The organism is Pelomonas sp. BJYL3, from assembly GCF_027257975.1.
Classification (GTDB): Bacteria; Pseudomonadota; Gammaproteobacteria; order Burkholderiales; family Burkholderiaceae_C; genus Roseateles_B; species Roseateles_B flavus.
In genome coordinates this window covers 365,478-388,270 of record NZ_JANZKX010000002.1, presented here as the reverse complement: position 1 = coordinate 388,270, position 22,793 = coordinate 365,478, and the positions used below count along the sequence as shown (strand labels likewise).

Below are 22,793 nucleotides of genomic sequence, written 5' to 3'. Positions count from 1 at the left end.
AAACACTCATGGTGTGGGGCTCACGGCCTTCAGCAGGTTGCCGTGGGCATCCACTTCGTAACGGGTCACTTGGCCGCGGGGATCGGTGAACTGGATCAGGTGGCCGGCGCGGTTGTAGACATAGAGGCGCTCACCGCCTTCGGGGTCGATGGTCTTGCGGATTTGCCCGAGACTGTCGTACTCCACCGACGTCGAGGCATCGGGCGTGACGACACCGTTGAACTCGGTGCGCCCTTTGCGTGTGATCCGTCGCAACTGGCCCAGCGCGTCCCGTTCAAGCTCTGTCACCCGCTCCTCGGGCAGGCCGGCCGCCTCAGTCACCTTGAGCAGATTGCCCTTGGCGTCGTAGCCGAGCACGGTGCGCACCCCCAGCTCATCGGTGGACTCCAGCCGCTGCAGGTGGACGGGCGAGTACTTGTGAAGCTGCACGGACCCGTCAGGTTTCTCGATGCGGACCGGTTGCTCGAACTCATTGCGGCTCACCGCGGTGACAAAGCCGCGAGCGTTGCGGGTGAACTCGGTCCGCGTGCCGAGGTCGGAGCGCACCTCCAGCTCCAGACGGCCGTTGACTTCCATGCGCACCAGCTTGCCTACGCGGTTGTGCGTCAAGTACTCCACCGTCCGCCCTGCGCTGGTCTCAGGTGCGACGATCTTGCTGGTAAAGAGCTTGTGGACATCGTCGTAATCGAACTCGTAGGCAGTTTCGGCGCCGTCGGCTGCGATGTGCTTGGCCACCGTTTCTCCCAGGTATTCGACCCGCTCCACGCGGCCTTCCTGGTCCTTCAAGCTGGCAAGGCGGTTGTTCGAGTCATAGCCATAGCCGAGCACATTGCCGCGCGCGTCGACCACCTCGGTCAGCCGGTTGCTACTGTCATAGCGGTACTGCACTTTGCGGGGTGGAAGATCCCGAGCCAGGCCTGGCACGGGGTAGTCCCGCACCTCACTGACCAAGCCCTTGTCGTAGTGGATGGTGAAGACAACATGGCCATTCGCGTCCACCACCGCGCGCAATTGGCCGGTCTGGTCGCGCAGCAGCCAGAGGGTGTTGTTGTTACGGTCACCAATGGCCACGATCTGCCCCTGGGTGTTGTAGTCCACCCAGTCACCGGCGCGGTCCTGCCAGTGATAGCCCTTTGCGTTGTCCTCGGTAGTCGTCGGGTAGACACCACCGGCCAGCGCGGTATCCAGCTCGTCGCTGCTGCGCGACGGCAGTTGACGCACCGGGCGCTTCTCAAGGACGGTGCGGTTGTCGAAGCTGTATCGGCCGCCTTCACCAAGATACAACTCATTGACCCGCCGCACGCCTTCCAGATCGACAGCACGGGGCATGCCTGACGACCACTGACTTCCCATGCAGTAGTTGGCGTAGTCGATGTTCACCCGCACCGGTGGCGGGTAATCGACCTTGGCCTCCTCCGTGGCCTGGCCAATGATGCGATTGAAGGGCTGGGTGCGCTCGGGCAGCATGGGCGCATTGGCCGGGGCCCCGCCGACCAGCACGGTGCCTGGTGTCGGTTGCCAGTCCTCGTCCACCCACACCCAGCACTTGCTGCTGGGGTCTCCACTGCTCGTAACAGCGCTCCCGCCGGAAGCACCGCCCGAAGCACCGCCGGCAGTACCACTGCCACCCGCCACAGGCGGCGTGGTGTCTGACGTCTGCGACCCCGTGAGGTTCTTCCAGCTTTGGGACAGGCTCTCCCAATGGGGGTTGAACTTCCATTCCTGGCCATCCCAGGTCCGCGACCACCGCACAGGCCCAGTGGTGGTCATGACCACCAAGTCGTCCCGGCGCAAAGTGGCGTAGCCATTCGGCGTGCTGACGTTCAACCCGAGATTCGACTGTGCTGTGACCAGGCCTGGCAAAGAAGCCAAACCCGCGAGCAGCAACATTGCTTGAAGTACAAATCGATGACTCATTTTTCGCAACCGCCCCCTCGCGCAATACCCACGCACTTCATCCCCTTCAATTTCATCTTCGTCCCCGGCGGAACAGCGCCAGTGCTGCCGCTGGTGACATAGCCTGCCGTGCCACTGACACTGCCGCTACCGCCGCTGGTACCGCCGCCGACGTTGGCCGGGCAAGTGCTGCTGCTGCTGCTGAACCAGCCCGCCATTGCCTTTCCAAGTGAGAGGACGCCGTTCTTGCACAGGAATTCGAATTCCAGATCGGTTCCATTGCTGTAGCTGTGGCAGCCGCCCCCATTGGCAGCACCGCTGGCCGTGGCTGACTCCAGCGATTGCAGCGCCACCACGCGATAGGGGATGGTGATTCGCTGCTTAGGAGCCAGCGATGAAGGCAGCTCCGTCAGGAACTCGTACCGGAAGAACGCATCGGTCCTGGGCAGCGTCTGGCGCAGCTTGTCCGCGCGAATGAGCCCGTGGTTGGTGAGGGTCAGTTCGCCGTAGAACACCTCCCCCGGTCCCATCTTGGGCAGATTGATGCTCGCGGGCTGCAGCACGAGCACCGCCGCCTGCACATCCGTCTCAAACGTCGTGTTCAGCGTGATCTCGTAGCGGTCCTGGATGGTGATCTCGCGCACGCTCCATTCCACCGTCACCAGGTTGTAGTTCAGGAAGACGGGCTGGTTGAGCGTCAGGCCGGGCTTGAGCACCAGGCGGCCGGCGACCTCCTGGTGGTTGGGCGCGCGGGCGCGGAACTTGTAGCGGCCGGCGGGCAGGTCGGTGAACAGGGCCTCGCCCAGCGCGTCCGTGTTCAGGTCGCGTGTGACGGTGACCACGTCCTCGTTCTGCAGCGTCACCGTGGCGCCGGCCAGGCCGGCGATCAGCTTGCCGTCCTTGCCCGTGGTGGCCGTGAAGAGATCGGAGGCCTTGAACAAGACCTGACCCTTGCCGCTCTGCGTCAGGCTCACGTACACATTGACGGACTGCTTGGGCAGGTTGTCGCCCTGGTAGTTGAGCCTGAACTCGTAGACGTCCTCCGGTGTGCCGGCGGGCGGCGCGACGCGCAGGTCCACCGTGCGCGACTCACCCACGGGCAGGTCGCCGTCAACGCTGCTGACGATGCTGATCCAGCTCGGGGCCGGGGTCACGCCATCGGCCTTGCTCAGGCTGAACTTGAGCTGCTGCGCCGTCTCCAGGCCGCCGTTCTTGAGCACCAGGGACTCGATCTGCGTCTCGCCCTGGCCCAGGCCCGTCTCCACATAGGCGGGCGAGGGGCTGAGGTAGGGCCTGGCCTCGCTGAGGGTGTAGTTCACCGTCAGCACGCCGATGGGCGCGCCGGGGCGCTCGTCGCTGTAGGCCTGGAAGATCAGGCTGCCGCTGGGCTGCGCCTCGGGCGCGGCCTTGAAGCGCACCGGCAGGTTGAGCGTCTGCTTCTCGCCGACGTTGATGGCCGGCGGCAGCTCCACCTGGATGCCCGCGGGGATGCTGCCCGTGGGCTGGTCCGCCGGGTTCAGCACCAGCCTGACATTGCTGGCGGAGGTGCCGGGGCCGGCCTTCACGGTGAAGGGGAGGGTGAAGGGGTAGTTCTTCGCCACGTCCAGCCGGAAGGGCGTGGGGCCGAAGCTCACGCGCTGGATGGTGAAGCTCTTCTGCTCCGGCCGGTCGGTGATGTCCGGGTGGACGGCGCTGACCTTGTAGACCCCCGAATCCGTGGCCGTGGGCTTGAAGGTGTAGCTGAAGTTGCCGGCGGCGTCCGTCAGCACGCTGAAGCTGCGCTCGAAGCCCTGCTGGTTGAGGATCAGCTTGAGGCGCGAGTTGGCCATGGGCGAACTGCCGTCCCGGGCCAGCGCGCGGCCGCTGATCAGCACGTCCTGCTCACCGAAGGAGCTCAGCGGCGTGACCGCGCTCACCTCGCCGGTGTAGGCGGTGTCCATCAGCGAGACGCGGCGCTCGGCACCCTGGGACGCGATCTCGACGGCGTCCTCACGGCCCGTGTGATAGCGCAGCTTGTCCACCTCCAGCACCACGCGGATGCTGTTGGGGCTTGAGGCCGGCACATTGAGCTTGAAGACGTCCGAGGTGTAGCGGCTGCCCGCGGCAATGCGCGCCACCGTCTGCCCGTTGGGCAGGGTGATCACATTGGCACCCAGGGACTGCTTGTAGGGCTGGGTGGCCAGCACATTGCCGTCGGCGTCAATGATCTTGAACCGCAGCTCGCTGGACGGCGCATTGCCGCCCGCGGTGGCGGTCAGCAGCTCCACCTCGACGTCCGAGGTGTTCTCGAACTCCAGCTTGATCTTGCCCTCGCCGCCGCGCACGAATTCTTCCGTGGCCATGCCCACGGTCAGGGCACCGTCGATGACGCTGAGGGTCTGATCACGGCTGACCTTGACCAGCTCGTCCTCCTGGGCCGCGACCTCCACACCCAGCTGCGCGGGCACCGTGCCCGGCATGTCCGCGTAGCCGCCCGCGACCACCGGCACCAGGCGCGTCTGCCCGGCCGGCAGGTCGAAGGGTTCGGAGCGGTGCTCCTTGAACTCCGTGCCGTCCTTGTTGATGGGCAGGCGCAGCACCACGCGGGCATTGTTCAGCGGCGAGGCGCTGAACACCTGGGCCTGCACCCGGTTCATCACGCCGCGCTTGAGCGGCAGGCCGCCGGTGAGCATCAGGTTGACGTCAGGCAGGGTCACGCTGCGCGGCAGCTCCACGGCACTGCTGTCCACGGTCGCGACCTGGTACTGGCGCTCGCCCGCGGTGAAGGCGGTGTCGACCAGGCTCAGGCTGTTGATGGGGCTGGGCGTGAGCTTGAACTTCTTGTCCTCGTTGCCCAGGTAGACCAGATAGCCGGCCACGCTGCCATTGGGCGCAGACCAGCTCAGGCGCGGCAGCTGGCTGCCCAGCTGCTCCACGCGCAGGCTGCGCACCGGCAGCAGGCTGGCATTGAGGTAGGCGGAGTTGGAGACGACGGACTCGTTGCCCGCCGCGTCCACCGCCGTCACCACATAGGCGGCCTCGGTGGGCGAAGGGTTGGGGTCGTAGGTCTGGGTGGACTTGACCCGGGTCTTGATCGGCTTGAGGCCGGCAACACTGGTGATGGTGGTGCCTGTCGAGCGGTAGAGCTGGTAGTAGTCCACCGTGCTGGCCAGCGGTGCCTGCCAGCTGGCGTAGATGCCCTGGCCGGTCAGCTTGAGGCCGAGGTTCTGCGGCGCGCCGGGCGCGTTGGCGCTGGCCAGCACGTCCAGCACATTGGACTGCGCCGAGACCGACTCCTGGCCATTGGCCTGGCGCACGGCAGCCACGGCATAGCGGTGCAGGCCGTCCTTGCTGGTCTGATCCACGAAGGACTGGCCCGACGTGCGGTCCAGGGGCTGCAGCGCGCCCTGGTCCGGGGACTGGCGGTAGAGCTGGTAGACGGTGGCCTCGTCCACGGCCTGCCAGGCCAGCTGCACCTTGCCGCCCGGCGCGGCCTTGGCGCTGAAGCCCAGCGGCACATTGGGCGCGGGCAGGCTGCCCTGGTAGACCTGGAAGCGGTTGGGCGCATTGACGCGCGTGGACACGTTGTCCAGCTCGTCGCTGGCCTGGAAGCTGAAGCTCAGGGTCTCCGGTGCGCCGGCACCGGCGTCCGAGGGCAGGTTGAAGCTGGCCTGGTAGGTGGTCGCGTCGACCTTGACCAGGCCGGTGACGGGCACCGACTGGCGCAGCGGCCCGGACAGCAGATAGCGCAGCTGCGGCACCGCAGCCGGCGCCTTGCTGAAGCCCAGCTGCACCTGCACCGGGCTGCCGCCCTCGTTGCGGACGGGCTGGGCGGGGTTGAGCTGCAGGGAGTTGAGCTGCGGGCCCGCGGTGTCGATCTTCAGGCTGCCGCCCGACTCGACCGTGGTGCCGCGGTTGCCCACGCCGTCGCGCGCGGACAGCAGCGTGGTGGCGGTGCCCGAAGGTGTATTGGCGTCAACGAACACGCTGCCGCTGTAGTTGAGCTCGTCGACCCGCGTCAGCTCGATGGCCAGCGGCGCACCGCCCGCCGGCACCAGGGCCAGGTAGGGCAGGCTCTGCAGGGCTTCGCTGAACTGCGCTTTGACGTCCACCCGGCCCTGGCCCACGCGGCCGGTGGCGGCGTCGACCTTGCCGCGCGGCAGGTAGTTCAGGCTGACGAGGCGCGGCGGGGTGTTGTCCGAAAGGGCGGAAATGAGGTTGGACGGCAGCGAGGGTGTGCCCGCCTGGTTGACCGCCACGACGCGGTAGTGCCAGGTGCCATCGCTCGGCGGCAGGTCGTCCAGCGCGGGTGCGCCCAGCACGCCGCTGTGGACCTTGGTGGCCTGGCCGATGTCGGTGAAGGGCGAGGCCGAACGGTAGACCTCGTAGCCCTTGAGGCCGGCGTCCAAGGACTTGGTCCAGCTGAGCTTGATCTGCCCGGCCGGCTGCGGATTGGCCACCAGATTGCTGGGGCTGGACGGCACGGAGGTGTCCAGCTTGATGGTGATGCCCGCGCTGAGCGGGCTGTCGCCATAGGCGTCGCTGGCCTGGGCCTGCAGCAGGTTGTTGCCGGGCTGCAGGCGCACGGTGCTGGCAAAGCGGCCATCGCTGCCCACGACCAGCGCACCGCCGACGGCCAGGCCGTCCAGCAGCAGCTGCACGCGGCTGCCGGCCGGTGCTGTGCCGGAGACCGCCAGGTCGGCGCTGCGGGTCACCAGGCCCGCTGCGGGGCTGCTGATGCCAGGCGTTACCGGCGCGGCATGCCCCACGCTGATCAGGACGTTCTTGGTGCTGCGGTTGCCCAGAGAGTCCGAGGTCTGGAGCTGCAGGTTGTGCGGGCCGTTGCTCAGGTCCGCGATATTGAGCTGCAGGACCGGATTGGCGCCGCTGGCCGAGCCCACCATCTGGCCGTCGACGATCAGCAGTGTCTGCGCCACGCCGCTGCGGTCGCTGGCGGAGAGGGTCAGCGTCATGCTGCGGTCGACCACCATGTTGTCCACCAGCGGCTTGCCGCCCAGCAGCAGATTGCTGAGCACGGGGCCCTCGACGTCGGCCGGCGGCGGCGTGCGGCTCAGCGTCACGGTCGCGGCCTGCTCGGCGGTACGGCCGGCACCGTCGGTGGCCACCACCTTGATCGTGTGGGCGCCCTCGGGGGCCGAGCTGTTGTCCCAGCGCCAGTTGTAGGGCGGGCTCGCCAGCGTCGCCACCGGGTTGTTGTCGATGAAGACCTGGACGCGGTCGATGCGGAAGTCGTCGCTCGCCGTGGCCTGCACGAGGATGGGCTGGTCGATCACCGCCGCATTGGCGGGATTGAGCAGCGTGATCTGCGGCGGCGTGCGGTCGACGATGACATCGCCCGCCAGCGAGGCATCCGCCATGTTGCCGTTCGCGTCGCGGAACTGCACGCTGATGCTCTTGCGGCCGGCCGCCTCGGACAGCGTCATCGGGATCTCGGCACGCCCGCCCTCCAGGGGCTTGAAGTTCACGCCGGAGAAGGCCCCGCCTTCAGCCACGCGGTACTCGCTGGCGTTCTGGCAGGACAGCAGCAACTGCACGGTGTTGGTCGTGAAGTAGGGCGCCGCCTGCACCAGGCTCACCCGCGGATTGATCAGCGGCAGGCTCGACAGGAAGCCGCCGTAGCTGACGCCAGCGGTGACTGCATCACCCTGCCCGGCGGGATTGCCCGTGGCCTCCCTGGGGCCGCTCGCATGGCCCCACCAGTTGTTCCTGGCCTGCAGGACCTGTTCGGGCGAGAGGTTCTCGATCGCCCACTGGCTCTGCCCGGCGAACATCGAGTTGGCCACGCTGGCCGCCCCGGCACCCGAGGCGCGGATGCCCACGGTGTTGCGCATCACGCTGGCGCCGGACAGCACCGGCGCCGCGCCTTCGACCAGCATCAGGCCCAGGACGTTGTCGCTGAGCTGGAGGTAGTTGATCGTCGGATTGCCGCCGCGCAGCAGCAGGGCCGCGGCCGAGGACCGGCCGGCATGGCGGATCGCGAGGCCGGACAGCACCGAGCCCGTGCCCGAGCGCTCCACGCGCACGCCCAGCCAGTCGCCGGCCTGCGCCGTGCCCGGGGTCGGCAGCGTCTGGCCAGCCTGCGTGTCGTCCTTCAGGCTGGTCAGCAGGGCGCTGGAAGTCACGGTGAGCTTGTCGCGCACCAGCAGCTGGCCTTCCGGCCCGAACTTGACGACCACGCCGTCCGCCAGCACCAGCTCGGCAGCCTGGGCCTGCTGCAGGCCGGGCGTGCCCAGCGCCAGTGCGGCCGCCACCACCACCGCTCCCTTGCGCAGCGCGAAGCCCGCCTGCCAGGGTTGCAGAGGCCGAGCCGGGGCGGCGGCCTGGCGAGCGTCAAGAGAGTTCTGCCGGAATGAGTTCATCGTCAGGCCATGCCGTCAGCAGGAGCCGCGGCGTGTTCGGTTCTGGAAAGGCCCCGCGAGAGGGCTCAGCAGGGCCGCGGTCCCTGGCGGGGACGGCGCGGCGCCTGCACGGAAGCCGTGGAGATCAGCCCTCGAAGCCCGCCGCGCGCAGCTGGGCGTAGCTGACTTCGAAGCGCTTGCCGGAGGCGGTGTGCAGCCAGGCGGCGGGTTCGCCTTGCAGGGACACGGCCAGCTCGATCTGTTCCACCTTTTCGTTATTGGCGTACTGGGACAGGGCCGAGGCCACGGCCACCGGGGGCGCCACCATGTAGGAGGTCCAGGCCGTCAGGGCGCTGGCGCCTGCGCGCAGGTCCACGTTCACCGAGGCCGAGCCCTCCGCGAGGCTGCCGGTGACGACCGAGCTCTCCACCTCCACCGCATTGCCGGAGTCCGGCGTCAGGCGCAGCTTGACCGAGTTGCCGGGCGGCACGTTGACCGTCTTGAACACCACGGTCACAGGGCCCGAAGGCGGGGCCGGCAGATCCACATCCGCCACACCCGTCGGCTCGGCGGGCACGTCGACGCCGGCGATCGAGGCGATGCGGAGGGTGGGGATGTTGGTCAGGAAGATGGGGGCCGGGTCGCCCTTGGTGAAACTGGACGAGGTGGGGCCGCTGAAGGAGTAGCTCTCGGCCTCGAGGCGGATGCGGCCTACCGCACCGCCGTTGAAGCCGACAACCCAAATGTTGGACGAATGCGTCCCGTCTGAGCCGCATCCCTGACGCCGCTGCGAATTGGCATGCATACATCCGCCGTCGGCGACGAGCTTGCCTGTGCCCGTGATGCTCGTGGCGACCAGGCGGATGGCTCCACCTGATCCACCGGCGCCATAGAAGCCAACGTTCTCGCCTGCGGTCCCTCCAGCGTCGCCGCCCGAGGCATCAATGCTGCCGGTACCGGCGATCGTGATCGTGCCATCGGCTGCGATGAGGATCGCCCCACCGCCGCCGCCGCCACCCACGCCGCTGAATCGAGTGCCGCCAATACCGCCACCACCACCGGAGCCCCCAATCAGCGGCTGCAGCAGCTCGGAGCCATAGGACTTCCCATAGAACAGCGGCCCCACATTCGTCAAAGGGCCACAGTACTGCGCCCCGTATCGGTACGCCGGCTTCGCATAGCCACCACCACCACCGTGCACCGGATAGCTGGTGTACGCCGAAGTCATCGGCGTACAGATGGCAGAGCCCGGGATCCCAAACTGGGAGGTCGGAACACCACCCGGACCACCGCCAGGACCCTGCCCGGCCGCACCCTTGATCACCTCCGCCCGATACTGGTCATCCTTGCTCCCTCCACGGCCGCCGTCAAAGCCGCCCGGACCACCCGCACCGGGCATGCCGTCGTCAGCCAAGATCCCGCCACCATAGAGAGCCACATCACGAGCGTCCTCACCCCTGACGTCGATCATGCCTTCAATCCGGACATTACCCTTCACCAGCATATAAACCGGCGTATTCCGCTTGTTCTTCTTGAAGGTGATCGTCACCCCAGCAGGAATGTTGACCCAGCTGTAATGCAGCACACCATCAGGAGGCAGCTCGATCGTCTGGCTGGCGACCGGATTCAGGGGCTCCGTCCCCATGCTGCCGCTGTTGACGGTCGCCTGCACGGGCATCGCCGCCAGCAGCATCAGGGTTGCCAGGGCGCTCAGGCCCAGCTTCGGTCCGCGAAGAGTGCAATCCATAGAGTGGTTCCAAAGAAGAGGGTTCATGGCGCGGCGCCGGTTGTCAGCCATGGAAGCCGGCCGCCAGCAGCTGGGCATAGCTGAGCTCGACCCGCTTGCCGGAGGCGGTGATCAGGCGGACCTGGGGCTCGCCTTGCAGGGCCACCGTCAGCTCGATCTGGTCCACGTGTTCCGCGTTGGCATAGCTTGACAACGCAGCGGCCGCAGCCACGGGCACCGGCACCGTGTAGGTCGCCGTCGCCGTCAGCGTGCTGGGGCCGGCGGGAAGGTCCACGGACACCGAGGCCGTGCCATCCGCCTCGCTGCCGGTGAGGGGCGCGCTGGCCTCCTTCACGGCACCGTAGGCCGCCGCCACGCGCAGCAGGACCGTCTTGCCGACGGGCACGTTGACGGCCTTGAGCACCACCGTCACCGCGCCTGCGGGCGGCGTCGGCAGGCTCACGTCGGCAGCGGCGCTGGCGTCCAGGGGCACCTCGACGCCCGCGACGGAGGCGATGCGCAGGCTTGGCAGATTGCCCGCAAAGAGGGGCGCCGGCTTGTCCAGCACATAGGACGGGGTCGTGGCGACGGTAAAGCCCAGCGCCTCGGTTTCAAGGCGTATGCGCCCCGGGGCGCCGCCATTGCCGAGAGGCCCGCGCGAATCGTAGCCAGAGCCGTCCCATTGGCAGCCGACGTTGCCATCGCCGCCGCAACCGCCGGTCGCGGTCAACTTGCCCGCGCCCGTGATCTTCGTGGCCACCAGGCGGATGGCGCCGCCGGACCCGCCGGCACCCCAGAAGGGGCTGCCGGCATTCCCGTTGCTACCACCAACCGCGCCGGCGTTGCCACCGTTCGCGTTGATTTCGCCGATGATTTCAATGGTGCCGTCGGCGGCAATCAGGAGGGCGCCGCCGCCGCCACCACCACCGGAGCCGGCGATGGCCGTGCCGGCCAGGCCGCCGCCACCGCCCGAGCCGCCCAGCAGGGGCTGCAGGCGATCGGACCCGTAGGCTCGTCCATAGAAGGTCGCGCCCACATTGCTCACCGGGCCGCAAGCCGTGGTGCCATGCCGATAGGCCGGCACGCTGTGCCCGCCGCCCCCGCCCATGACGTACACGCGGCTGTACGCCGTGCCGGGCGTGCAGTCGGCCAGCTTCACCCCGCCGGGACCACCGCCCGGCCCCTGGCCGCCGCCGCCACTGATGATCTCCGGCCGAAGGCTGGCGTCTTCCCGCCCGCCGCGGCCACCATCGAAGCCGCCCGGCCCGCCCGTGCCCGGCTCGCCGTCGTCGCCGGGCGAACCATCGCCGGCAGTGCCCGTCGGCTTGCCGGCAGCGCCGCGGATGTCGATGACACCCTCGATCTTGACGTTTCCGCTCACCAGCATCACGACCGGCGTGTTGCGCGGGTTCTTGCGGAAGGTCACGGTCACACCCTTGGGGATGTTGACCGAGGTGTAGTTCAGGATGCCATTGGCCGGCAACGGCAGCTCGACGCTGGCGCCCGGGCTCAGGACGCCGTCCGCCCCGGTGCTGCCGCTGTTGACGGCGGCATTCGCCTGGGCGGCCGACAGCAGCACACCGGCAGCCAGGGCGGTCAAAGCGAGCCGCTGCCCGCGAGCGATGCTATGCATAGGGATGCTCCAAGTAAAAGCTTGCATGGAGCGGCTCAGGTGACTGCCGATGGCAGTGACCTGAGTCCGCATTGAACAGGTCCATCAGTCCTTGCCCGTGGCAGCCTGGGCCGGGCCTTGCGCCTTCGCGAAGGCGCTGGCGCGCGCCGGGCTCACCGGCACCGCTGCAGCCGTGGGGCCGGGCTTGCTCACCAGGAAGCGCAGCACATCGGCACGAATGGCCGCCAGGGGCTGGCCGTCGGCCCGCTTCAGCACCAGCTTGCGCGGTCCTTGCGCCGCGTCGGCGGCGATGGTCAGCGGCAGGCGCAGCTCCGTGCCGTCCTCGCTGACTGTCATCGCGCCCAGCGTCAGGCCGGCGGCCGGCTGCATCAGCAGCTGCGTGACAGCGGACAAGCCCTGCCCGCGGACGATCAGGATGGGCTGCTCGCCCGGCACGCCCGAACTGGGCGTCATGCCGAGGACACCCGCGCCATTGAGCACCACCACCGGCGCGGTGGTCGGACCCAGCTGCTGCAGGACGGGCACCTCCGGCGAAGCCACCTTCACCCGCACGGTGGGCGATGCCACCGGCGTCACCAGCACGCTGCCGGTGGCGACCACGTAGAAGCTGTTGCCCAGTTCGGCATTGCCGGTGGAACTGCCGCCTGCGTTGGAGGCCCGGATGCGACGCCGCCCGAGCTCGGCCGCGGCATCGACCACCACGTCCAGCTCGATCAGGTCGCCCTGCGCGCTGATCACGGGCTGGGCATCCAGCGCCACACCGGCGGTCCGGTCCAGTGCCAGGCTGACGCCCTGCAGGTTGGCACCGCGGATCTGCACACGGGTCTTGCCGCCCACCACCAGCGATTGCGGGCTCACGGCATCCAGTCGCGGCAGGCCAGCCGTCAGCAGGATGCTGCCTTGCGAGGCCTGGGCGAAGACATAGGGCTGACCGGATGCCTGGCGCACGACGACGCGCCGCAGTCCCAGCGCGGCCGACGAATCGGCCGTCAGACGGAAGCTGAGCGAGCGACCGTCCGGGGCCGCAACGACCTGATCCACCGTGACACCCGCGGACGGCAGCAGGCTGAGCTGCGCATCGGCAGGAATCGCCTGGCCCTGCAGCGTGAAGGTCTGCTGCGTGCCCACCGTCATGCCGCGCGGCGACAGCGAGGCCAGGGTGGGACCCACGTTCACGGTGACGAGTTGGGCACCCGCCGTCACGGTCATGGTCTCGCCCGCCGAGGGCAGAGGTGCCACCCGCACGCCCACCTGGCTCGAGAACACCATGCCCACGCCGGCGTGGTCGGTCGAGACGACCACCGGCACATTGATTGCAGGCAGGCCCGCGGAGCTGAGGCGCAAGGCCGTGATGCCGACGGCCTGCGGCGTCAACGAGAAGCTGGCGCTGGTCTGTCCGGCGGGAATGGTGACCGTGGCGGTCGACAGGCTGGCCAGCCCTGGATCCGCCAGGCTCAGGGCCACTGCACGGTCAGCCGAGTCCTTGCGGGACAGGCGGACTTCGATGACGCGGGCCACCCGGTCCGGCGGCAGGGCAATGGGATTGGGTGCCAGGGCCAGCGTGAGCGCCACCGGGCCGTTCACCGGCAGGAACGCGACGTCCGACAGCAGCGGCGCGCCGCCACCCACTGCCGGGTTGCGGACCTGCACACTGAGCGTGCCGGCCGCGCCCTGCTCGGGCACCGTGACCTGCAGCTGGCCGACGTCCGCCAGGTAGCTCGTCGAAACATCAGTGCCATTGATCAGCACCTGCGAGGCGGCGCTGAAATTGCGCCCCTTCAGCTTGAGCAGGGTCGAACCTCCCAGCGCCGTCAGGAAGCTCGGCTGCAGTTCGCTGATGCGCGGCACGGGCAGAGACACCTGGAAGGCATTGGGCACGAAGAGCTCGCCCGCATCCACCAGCATCCGCAGGGCCACGGGGCCTTGCGCCGCGTCGGCGGCGATCTTGAAGTTCAGCGTCTGCGCGCTGGCGGAACCACCGGCGACGGGCGTCAGCTGGACGCCAGGCACCGAGGACTCGACCGCCCTCATCCCCTGCAGGCGTGCGCCCGTCAGCACAAGGGAGCCCGACTGGCCCTGGTCGACCGTCGAGGGGTTCACCGCGCTGACCGCAGGCGACTGGCCCACCGACAAGCTGCCCATCACGACATAGGGAATGCCGCGCAGGCCCCAGCTGAGGGTGCCTGTCACGTCTCCCGCCTCGACCGCAATGCCGTTGACGCCGCAATCAACGGCGGACAAGCCCACGCCGCTGGGCGAGGCCTGCAGGTCAACACTGATCGCAGCGCCTTGATGGGACTTGAAGCTCAGCTGGTTGAGCACCGGCGCCGAGCCGCGCACGGCAAGGCCCGATCCATGCTGGAACTGCACCCATTCCAGGCGCGTGCGGACCGTACCGGCATTGAACTGCCACTGTCCCCAGTCGCCTGCACCAGGCGTCTGGCCCAGGCGTGCCTTGTCGGACAGCACCTGGATAGGCTGGTCAGCGCGCCCGGCGGCCTGGATGGCCCCTGACTCCACGCGTACGTTGGCACCGGCGGCCATGTAGATGACGACGCCGGGATCGATGGTCAGCGAGGCCCCGTTGCGGATGACCAGATCGCCGGTGATCCGGTAGGGCGAGTAGGCGGTGGACCAGCGGGCATCAGCTTCGAGAGTGCCGGTGACCGGGGTCTGGGCATGCACCCGACCGCCCAGGAGCAGGCTCAGCAGGACCAGGGCGGCGAGCCATGGCAGCGAAGCCGCACATCCCTCGGCTTGCCGGGAATGACGGGACAGGTATCTGCCCTGGCAAATCCAGGCCAGGCAGGCATGCAGATGCCGCGCCTGCGGCGAATTCGCGTACTGCCCCTTCATGAACCTCCCTCAAGGCGTCAGTGGCGCTGCCTGGCCTCCTGTGGGGCCCAGCATCTCATCCACCAACTGCCATGCGCAGACCTGCTGCGTGCTTGATAAGAAACCTCGGTGGTCGACCGGATACGTGCCCGGAAGATCCGTCACGGATGCGTTGCACCCGCTACCAGCTGTTCATGAAGCGTCAATTCAGACACATTCAGAATTATTGGCGCCGGCATCATAGCCGAAGAAAAACAGCCATCGCCCGGCATCTGCCCCTTTTCGCAGCCTATACACGGCTGCCATCCAACTGATACCAAAAGCCGATACCCGAGGCCTGCCGCTCATGCCATGACCGGGCTCAAGGGTTCAGTGCGGACCCGGGCGATAGGGCAAGGGCTGCGCCATGAACTGCAGCCCGCTTGCCCGCTCCACCGGCTGCCCGTCCGGCCCCCGGCTCATCAGCAGCGGCCGCGAGGAGCGGCTGCGCACGCCCAGGATGCCGGGAGCGGGGCCGGGTGCGGGGATCAGCTCCCAGTCCGCCTCGCCGGTGAAGGGGTCGGCGTAGAGCTGGCGCAGGTGATGGCGGGGGCGCAGGCTGCGGCGGTCCTCGACGAGTTCCTCCAGGCGCTGCGGATAGGCCGGCCGCTGCGGTGTGGTGGCGGCATAGCTCTCGATGGCGCGCACGATGGCCTGGCCCCGGAACAGCAGCTCGCGCTCGCGCTCGCGCTGGGCCGCGGTGCTCCAGCGCTGGCCCAGCGCCCCCAGCGCCGCAGCCGTGAGGGCGATGAAGAAGAGCAGGCCCAGGTAGCCGAAACCCCGCTGCGACCCTCCACCCCCGCGCCCACCCAAGGGCTCACCAGTCCGCATAGGCCGTGCCGTCCATCGCCGCGCCCGGCGCGCCGCTGTGCAGGTCGTAGAGGGCGCCGCTGACGCCCGCATCGGCCGGCGGTGCCTGGAACTGCCAGCCCTCGCGCTGACCGCTGACCGGGTCCTCCGGCCACTGGCGCAGGTAGCGGGCGCTCACCAGCTCGTCCAGCGAGTCGGGGTAGCGGCCCTTGTCCGCCGCGAACTGGTCGATGGCGTCGCGCACCGTGGCCAGGGTCTGGCGCAGAGCCACCTCGCGGCCGCGCTGCAGGCTGTTGAAGTAACGCGGAGCGACGATGGAGGCCAGCAGGGCGACGATGCTCATCACCACCAGCAGCTCGATCAGGGTGAATCCGCGGCGGCGCATCACGGGCTCCATCACCAGTCCTTGTAGAGGCTGCCGTCCAGCGCGCGGCGCTCGGAACGGGAGTGGACGTCGAACACGTCGCGGCCGGCGCGGCGCTCCTGAGGGCCGCTGTCGGCGGCGCGCAGGGCCCAGCCGTCTTCCGCGGCGACATCGCCCGGCGCAAAGGGATCACGCGGCAGGCGGCGCAGGAAGTAGAGTTTGCGGCCATTGGGCGACTTGATGTCAGGAACGCCGCGCACCAGGGCCTGCAGATCGGGCGGATAGCCGCTGTCATCGACCTGGCGGGCGATGCGGCCTTCGTCGGCGGCACGCTTGTAGGCATCCAGGGCCGTGCGGATCTGGCGCAGGGCCTCGCGCAGGGCGAACTCCTGGCTGCGCCGCACGCTGAACTCCAGCACCGGCCGCGCCGCCGCGGCCAGCACGCCGACCAGGGCCAGCACCACCAGCATCTCGATCAGCGTGAAGCCGCGCAGGCGCCGCCTGGCCGGACCGGATCGATGCAGGCCCATCGCTGCCATGGCCTCAGCGCGCCGCCTCGACACGCACCTGCGTGCCGCCCTCGACCTGCACAGGCAAGACCTGACCCTGCGCATTGCTGGCCGCGAGTCCTTCCAGCTGCAGGGACACGATCTGCCCCTGCGCCGCCGGCAGCGCGCGCAGCAGCAGGGCCTGGGCCGCGCCCGGCGCCAGCTCGAAGGCCAGCTGGCCCGGCGCCGCGCCGGCCGGGGTTGACACGGGCTGCAGCAGGGCCGGGTCGAAGCGCAGGGTGCCGCGCACGGTCATCGCGCTGGCCTGGCGCAGGACCACCGACACCGTGCCCTCCGGCACCACCTCGGGCGTGACCTCCAGCTGCAGCAGCACGGGCTCGCCCGCGGGTGCCGGGGACCCGGGCGCGACGGTGGTGCCGGCGGGCGCCGCGGACGCACCCGGCACGGAAAGGATGGGCGCGGGCACAGCAGCGGGCGCCGCCGGCCGCAGCAGGCTGCTGAAGGCGCCCGGCGAGGCATCGGTACCGGCCGGCAGCTGGGTGAGCCGCACGTCGGGCAGGGGCACGTTGCGCATGATGCGCGGCGTGATCAGCAGCACCACCTCGGTCTTGTTGCGCGTGTCCGTGGTGACGCCGAAGAGCCGGCCCAGCAGCGGCAGGCGCGAGAGCCCCGGCACGCCCTGCGCGGCGCTGCGGTCCTCGTCGTTGATCAGGCCGGCCAGCACCTGGGTCTCGCCGTCGTTGAGGCGCAGCGTGGTGGCGGCATTGCGGGTGCCCGTGGCGTAGGCCGTGGTGCCGCCCGGCCCCACCATCTCCTTGATCACATTGCTGACCTCCAGGCCCATGCGGATGATGACGTCCCCATCGAGCTGGATGGTGGGCTCCACGTCCAGCTTCAGGCCCACGTCGAGATAGCTGACCGAGGCCGCCACCGAGGTCGTGCCGGTGAAGTTGGTGGTGGTGGTGAAGACCGGCAGCTTCTGGCCGATCTGGACCTTGGCCTTCTCGCGGTTGCGCACCCGGATCTTGGGATTGGCCAGCAGCCGGACCTGCCCCGCCGTGCCCCGCAGCGTGGCCACCAGGGCCGGGTTGGCGATGGCCCCGCGGAACTCGCTGCGCTGGCCCAGCAGCACGGTGCCGCCCATCTTGCCGTCGGCGCCCACGAGACCGTATTGCAGCTGGTCCGGCCACTGCAGGCCCAGGGCCTCGACCTGGTCGGAGCCGACCTCCATCACCTCCACGTCCAGCATGACCTCGGGCTCGGGCAGGTCCACCGAGGCGATCAGCTTCTCCACGAGGCGGACCACCTCCGGCGTGTCGCGCACCACCAGGAGGTTGAGACGCTCGTCGATGTGGAGGTCGCGCACCTTGGCGATGGTGCGCACCAGGTTCTGCACCTGCTTCACGTCGGCATTGCTGAGGTAGAGGGTGCGGGTGATCAGCTCCTGGTGCTCGCGCTGCTTGGCCTGGCTGTTGGGGTAGATCAGCACCGAGTGTTCGTTGAGCAGCTTGCGGTCCAGCTGCTGGGTGGACAGCAGCACGCGCATGGCTTCGTCCAGGGTGACGTTGCGCAGGAAGAGGCTGGCGCGGGCGTCGGTGCGCACATCGCGGTCGAAGACGAAGTTGACCTGGCTGCTGCGGCTCAGGGCCTCGAAGATCTGGCGCAGGGGCGCGTCGCGGAACTCCAGCGTCACCGGCACCTGGAAGGCCGGGCCCAGCTCCTGGGCGCCGGACTCCAGCGGCCTCGCCTGTGCGATCTGGTTCTGCAGCTGGCGAGCGCCGGCATGCAGGGGGTTCTCGGCCAGGATCTCGCGCAGCAGCGCATCGGCCATGCCCGGGCGGCCCGCCTTGAACTGCAGGCGTGCCTCCTGCAGACGCTGCTCATGGCGGCGGCCACGCGGCAGCTCCACGGCCAGGGCCTGGGCCCGCGGGTTCTGCGGCTCCAGCTGCAGGAGCTGCTCGAGCAGGGCCTGGGCCTCGTCCCAGCGCTGGGCGGCGCGAAGGCCCTCGATCTGCACCAGCCAGCGTGACACCCGCTGCTCCCGCACCCGCAGCTGCGCGCTGCGCAGGGCCGGGTCTTGCGGGGCGGCCTTCAGCGCGCCGCTGAGCACGGCGTCGGCCTGGCCCAGCTGGTTGGCGCGCAGCAGCTCGTCGGCCTCGTGCAGGGCCGGGTTGGCGCAGCCCTGCAGGCCGGCCAGGCTCAGCAGCAGGGAGAGGGACAGGACACCGGGAAGGGCGCGGACGGCCGCGCGGCACCGAGCAGGGGACATGGCACTCACAGAGGTTTGAGTCGGAGCGTCTGAGGCAGCGGGCCGGGCAGCCACAGCAGCTCCAGGGAATCATCGCCAATGGCCTGGACGCGCCATTGACCGTCGATGGTGTCTCCCGCCTGCACCGCCAGGCTGCGCTGCTCGGAGCCCAGCAGGGCCTGCACCCGGCCGGCCTGCACGAGACGCCCGATCAGCTGATAGGGGAAGGGCGGCGCCTGCGGGGGCGGGGGGGCGGCCTGGGCCTGGTGCTGCTGCGGCGGCGCCTGGACCGGCGGCGGCAAGGCCGGCTGCCAGGCGCCCAGCGCAGCGGGCTCGGCCTCGGGCCAGGGCTGGCGAGGCGCCGGGGTCCAGTGCGCTGGCTGCGCGGTGGCAGGCGCCGCCGTGGGCAGCGGCCTGCGGGCAGGGCGGGCCTCGGCCAGCTCGGCGGAGTCGGCGTCCGGCAGCTGGGCGGCCCACATGCAGGCGGCCACCGTCGCGCCCAGCGCGAGGGCCAGGATCCAGTGGCGTCGGGACAGCGGCGTGCCGGCGCGGGACGCGGGGCTCATGGCCGGGCTCCAATCTCGCGACGGCTGTGCAGGGTCCAGACCAGCTCGGCCTGCAGATCCTGCGATTCACGTTGCGTGCGGCGCAGATGCAGGCTGTCCAGGCTCAGCGCCGGGTCATGGGCCAGGGCCGCGCCCAGGTAGTGGCGCAGCTGGGCATAGCTGCCCTGCACGGGCATGCTGATGCGCAGGCGCTCGAGGCCGGTGTCGGCATCCACGCCGAGCCGCTGCTCGCTGCGCTGCTGCATCAGGCCCAGCCGCAGGCCGATCTCCAGCAGGTCCGCCAGACGCTGCTGGCGCTCAGCCGAAGGCGGCAAGGCGGCGAGAAGGGCGGCAGGCGTCTGCGCGCCCGTGGCGGGCAGGGTCGCGGAGGCCCGCAGGCTGCGGCGCAGGGCGGCCTGCTGCACGGACAGCTCCTCGGCCTCGGACTGCCAGCGCGGGGTCAGATGCAGGGCGAGCACGGCCGCGCCGAGCAGGCACAGCCCGGCCAGGGCGCCAGGCCAGCCGAGCGCACCCAGGGCCTGGCGCAGCGGGCGGGTCCGGCGGCGCAGGCCCGTGGGGGTCAGGTCTTGCCATGGCAGCATCCGGCGCGTCATGGCGGGCCTCCCGGCATGGAGGCGGCCGATGCCGCCGCGCCCACCGGCGTTCCCGCCTCGGCCGCCAGCGCCGGCGCCAGCCGTGCCTGGAGGCTGAAGCGCAGGCCGGGCCGGCCGCCCTCCTCCGCCTGGATGGCGGCGGGCAGCACCTCGGTCCAGCCTGGCAGGCGGGCCAGGGCATCGGCCACCGCCAGGATCTGGCTGCGGTCCTCGGCCTGGCCTTCGAGGCGGACTTCGGCGCGAGCCGCCTGCAGGTCCAGACCCAGCCAGGCCACGCGCGGGCGTTGCTGCTCGTCCAGCGCCGCGGCCTCGACCTGGGCGAGCAGGACGGGCCACGGATGGTGCAGGGACTGGCGGGCCTCCAGCAGGGCCTTGGGCTCAGCCGTGGACGCCTTGGCTCCCCGGTCGACCCGCGGTGCCGGGGAGGCCTGCCGCGCCTGCAGGCGGCTGACGCTGTCCTGGGCAAACTGCCGCTGCGCGTGGGCCTGCCAGGCCTCCTGCGACGCCAGGCCCAGGCACAGCATGGCCACGCCCAGCAGGGGCCAGCGCCAGCGGGCGAGGGGCTGCACCGGAGGCAGGAAGTCACCTGAGGCCTCGCGGGGCGCGGGGGCGGGCCATGCCCACAGCAGGGGGTCAGGTCTTGCGGCCGCCAGGGCCTCCGGGCTGCCCAGGACACGCACGCCCGCCGGTGGCGGGCCCAGCGGCGCCGACAGCCCGCAGCCCGCCAGCAGAGTCTCGCTGCCCGCCGGCAGTCGGGCCAGCAGCGGCAGCAGACGCCGGCACAGCGCCTCCGGCGTCGGTGCGGCCAGGCGCAGGTGGCGCACCGACTGCAGCACGCCGGCCTGCAGCTCCAGCCAGCACAGCAGGCCCGATTCCACCCAGGCCAGCGCGGAATGCGGCGCCCGCGCCCAGGCGGGCTCCTGGCGCCGGCAGGCCTCCAGGCAGGCCAGCGAGGCCGGCCGTGCGCTGCGCAGGCGGGCCTGCAAGGCCGTCCAGCGCTCGCCGGACCCGGCGCAGGACAGGGCCCAGGCGCCACAGCGTCGCAGCGCCCCGTGGCCCTGGCTCCAGGGTGCCAGCGGCCAGCCCTGCGCCTGAGGTCCGTGGTAATGCCCCAGCAAGTGCGCGGCATGCTGGCGGATGTCTTCGGCGCCCGGCAGGTCCAGCCCGGCCTCGGCCACCAGGGGCGTCAGCAGGTGCTCGGACAGCAGCAGGTCCAGGCCGGATGCGGGCAGCTCGGCGTCGGCGATCCGGTGCCCGTCCGCATCGGCCAGGCCCTGGGCATCCAGCCACAGCGGCCGGGGCTCGGCGCCACGCAAGGGCCAGCGGCCCAGCGCGTTCGCCACCGCTTCGCGGCGCGCCTCATTCATCGAGGGTGACACGATCCAGCTCCTCGAACGTGCTCTCGCCGCGGCACACGGCCGCCAGGGCCTGCTGGCGCAGGGGCTTCATGCCGCGACTGCGCGCGGCCTCCTTGATCTGCGACATCGGTGCGCGGCTGCCGATCAGGTCGCGCAGCCCGTCGTCCAGGCGCAGCAGCTCGGCCACGGCGCGGCGGCCGCGATAGCCGGTGCCGCGGCAATGGCCGCAGCCCTCGCCCTTCATGAAGCGGTGGGCGCCGTCCTGCAGGCCATGGCGCGCGAGCTGCGCAGGGTCCACCGCGACGGGCGCCGCGCAGTGGCGGCAGTTCAGTCGCATGAGGCGCTGCGCCAGCACGGCGTTGAGGGCGGACACCACGTTGTAGAGGTCCAGGCCCATGTGCATGAAGCGGCCGATGACGTCAAAGGCGTTGTTGGCATGGACGGTGGAGAAGACCAGGTGGCCCGTGAGCGCAGCCTGCACGGCGATCTGGGCGGTCTCGGCATCGCGGATCTCGCCCACCATCACGCGGTCCGGGTCGTGACGCAGGATGGAGCGCAGGCCGCGCGAGAAGGTCAGGCCCTTCTTCTCGTTCACGGGGATCTGCACCACGCCGGGCAGCTGGTACTCGACGGGGTCTTCGATGGTGATGATCTTGTCCTGGCCGGTGTGGATCTCGGTCAGCGTGGCGTAGAGCGTGGTGGTCTTGCCCGAGCCTGTGGGCCCGGTCACCAGCAGCATGCCGTGGGGCTGGCGGGCCTGCAGGCGCAAGGCGGCGCGCTCGGCCTCGTCGAAGCCCAGGGCATCGAGGCTCAAGGCGCCCTGGTCCTGTTCGATGCGGGCGCGGTCCAGCAGGCGCACCACCGCGTCCTCGCCGAAGACGCTGGGCATGATGGAGAGGCGGAAGTCGATCTCGCGGCCCGCGTGGCGCAGCTTGAAGCGGCCGTCCTGCGGCACGCGGCGCTCGCCGATGTCCAGTTCGGCCATCACCTTGAGGCGCGAGACCAGCTGCTCGGCCAGGGCCGCGCCCTCGACCTGGCGCACCGGCGCCATCACGCCGTCGATGCGGAAGCGGATCTGGGCGCCGCGGGCCGTGCACTCGATGTGGACATCGCTGGCGCCGTCCTGCAGGGCGTCGAAGAGCGTGGCGTTGAGCAGGCGCACGGCCGGCGAGGCCGCCTCGGACAGCGACAGGGCCGAGAGCTCCTCCACCGCCGCAGCGCCGGCCTCGCCCGGCGCGAGGCCCTCGTCCACCTCGGCGAGTGCGCGGAAGTCGGCCTCGCCGCTGCCCAGCCAATGCGCCAGGGCCGCGGGCTCGCAGCGCTGCCAGTCCACCGCGGCCTGCAGGCGGGCCTCGACGCTCTGCAGCAGCAGCACATCGGGCTCGCGATCGGCCAGCAGCACCAGCTGCGCGGCTCCGCCCTGGGCCAGCACCGCACGCCAGCGCTGGGCCTGGGCCTGCGGCCAGCGTTCGAAGTCCAGCTGCCAGGGGCCCTGGTCGATGGGGAGGCAGTCGTGAAGGTGGATGGCCGTCATTGCACCTGCTCCACCAGCTGGAAGATCGGCAGAAGGATGGCGCCCCTCGTCTCGCGGGTACGCGAGCCGGTCCCCCGAGGGGACACGGGCCGGCTTGGGGCGGCCCGGCGCTCGGCACGAAACTCATGTGTGCCCCTCGTCTCGCGGGTACGCGAGCCGGTCCCCCGAGGGGACACGGGCCGGCTTGGGACGGCCCGGCGCTCGGCACGAAACTCATGTGTGCCCCTCGTCTCGCGGGTACGCGAGCCGGTCCCCCGAGGGGACACGGGCCGGCTTGGGACGGCCCGGCGCTCGGCCCGAAACTCATGTGTGCCCCTCGGTTCGCGGGTACGCGAGCCGGTCCC

At 70.3% G+C, this 22,793-nt stretch carries 13 protein-coding genes; all 13 read right to left on the bottom strand.

Translation table 11 applies throughout. The features are described 5' to 3' along the window. Positions 1–6: 6 nt before the first annotated feature. The 13 genes from O9Y01_RS07420 to O9Y01_RS07360 all read right to left on the bottom strand — a co-directional run bounded on the left by O9Y01_RS07420 (position 7) and on the right by O9Y01_RS07360 (position 22,449). Complete coding sequence (locus O9Y01_RS07420; RefSeq protein ID WP_269630896.1) at positions 7–1,890, bottom strand: RHS repeat domain-containing protein; 1,884 nt, start codon at positions 1,888–1,890, stop codon at positions 7–9. Positions 1,891–1,913: 23 nt separating this feature from the next. Then, positions 1,914–8,255, bottom strand: a complete 6,342-nt coding sequence (locus tag O9Y01_RS07415; protein WP_269630895.1) for an Ig-like domain-containing protein — start codon at positions 8,253–8,255, stop codon at positions 1,914–1,916. Positions 8,256–8,379: 124 nt separating this feature from the next. Next, positions 8,380–10,008, bottom strand: coding sequence for a hypothetical protein (locus tag O9Y01_RS07410; protein ID WP_269630894.1), 1,629 nt, complete (start codon positions 10,006–10,008; stop codon positions 8,380–8,382). A gap of 16 nt (positions 10,009–10,024) precedes the next feature. Beyond that, complete coding sequence (locus tag O9Y01_RS07405) at positions 10,025–11,593, bottom strand: hypothetical protein (protein ID WP_269630893.1); 1,569 nt, start codon at positions 11,591–11,593, stop codon at positions 10,025–10,027. Positions 11,594–11,677: 84 nt separating this feature from the next. Further along, entirely contained in the window at positions 11,678–14,449 is a 2,772-nt protein-coding gene (locus O9Y01_RS07400) for an IPT/TIG domain-containing protein (RefSeq protein ID WP_269630892.1), read from the bottom strand. A 348-nt stretch (positions 14,450–14,797) separates the two neighbouring features. Continuing rightward, positions 14,798–15,280 carry a type II secretion system protein gene (locus O9Y01_RS07395; protein ID WP_269630891.1) on the bottom strand — a complete coding sequence of 161 codons (483 nt, stop codon included), beginning with the start codon at positions 15,278–15,280 and terminating at the stop codon, positions 14,798–14,800. 4 nt (positions 15,281–15,284) lie between these two features. Continuing rightward, a complete protein-coding gene (locus tag O9Y01_RS07390) occupies positions 15,285–15,662 on the bottom strand; it encodes a type II secretion system protein (protein ID WP_269630890.1) in 378 nt (125 codons plus the stop codon). A gap of 11 nt (positions 15,663–15,673) precedes the next feature. Then, a complete protein-coding gene (locus O9Y01_RS07385; RefSeq protein WP_269630889.1) occupies positions 15,674–16,180 on the bottom strand; it encodes a type II secretion system protein in 507 nt (168 codons plus the stop codon). Positions 16,181–16,184: 4 nt separating this feature from the next. Next, positions 16,185–18,419 (bottom strand): secretin N-terminal domain-containing protein, encoded by a 2,235-nt coding sequence (locus O9Y01_RS07380; RefSeq protein ID WP_269630888.1) that lies wholly within the window; start codon positions 18,417–18,419, stop codon positions 16,185–16,187. A gap of 5 nt (positions 18,420–18,424) precedes the next feature. Further along, positions 18,425–18,964: a hypothetical protein gene (locus tag O9Y01_RS07375; RefSeq protein WP_269630887.1), complete on the bottom strand. Its 540-nt coding sequence runs from the start codon at positions 18,962–18,964 to the stop codon at positions 18,425–18,427. Then, positions 18,961–19,557: a GspMb/PilO family protein gene (locus tag O9Y01_RS07370; protein ID WP_269630886.1), complete on the bottom strand. Its 597-nt coding sequence runs from the start codon at positions 19,555–19,557 to the stop codon at positions 18,961–18,963. The genes O9Y01_RS07375 and O9Y01_RS07370 overlap by 4 nt, the downstream gene beginning before the upstream one ends. Continuing rightward, the gene (locus O9Y01_RS07365) at positions 19,554–20,936 is read right to left on the bottom strand and encodes a hypothetical protein (RefSeq protein WP_269630885.1); all 1,383 of its coding nucleotides are present in this window, start codon (positions 20,934–20,936) and stop codon (positions 19,554–19,556) included. The genes O9Y01_RS07370 and O9Y01_RS07365 overlap by 4 nt, the downstream gene beginning before the upstream one ends. Next, on the bottom strand, positions 20,917–22,449 hold the full coding sequence (locus O9Y01_RS07360; protein ID WP_269630884.1) for a GspE/PulE family protein: 1,533 nt from the start codon (positions 22,447–22,449) through the stop codon (positions 20,917–20,919). Before O9Y01_RS07360 ends, O9Y01_RS07365 begins: the two co-directional genes overlap by 20 nt. Between the last annotated feature and the right edge of the window lie 344 nt (positions 22,450–22,793).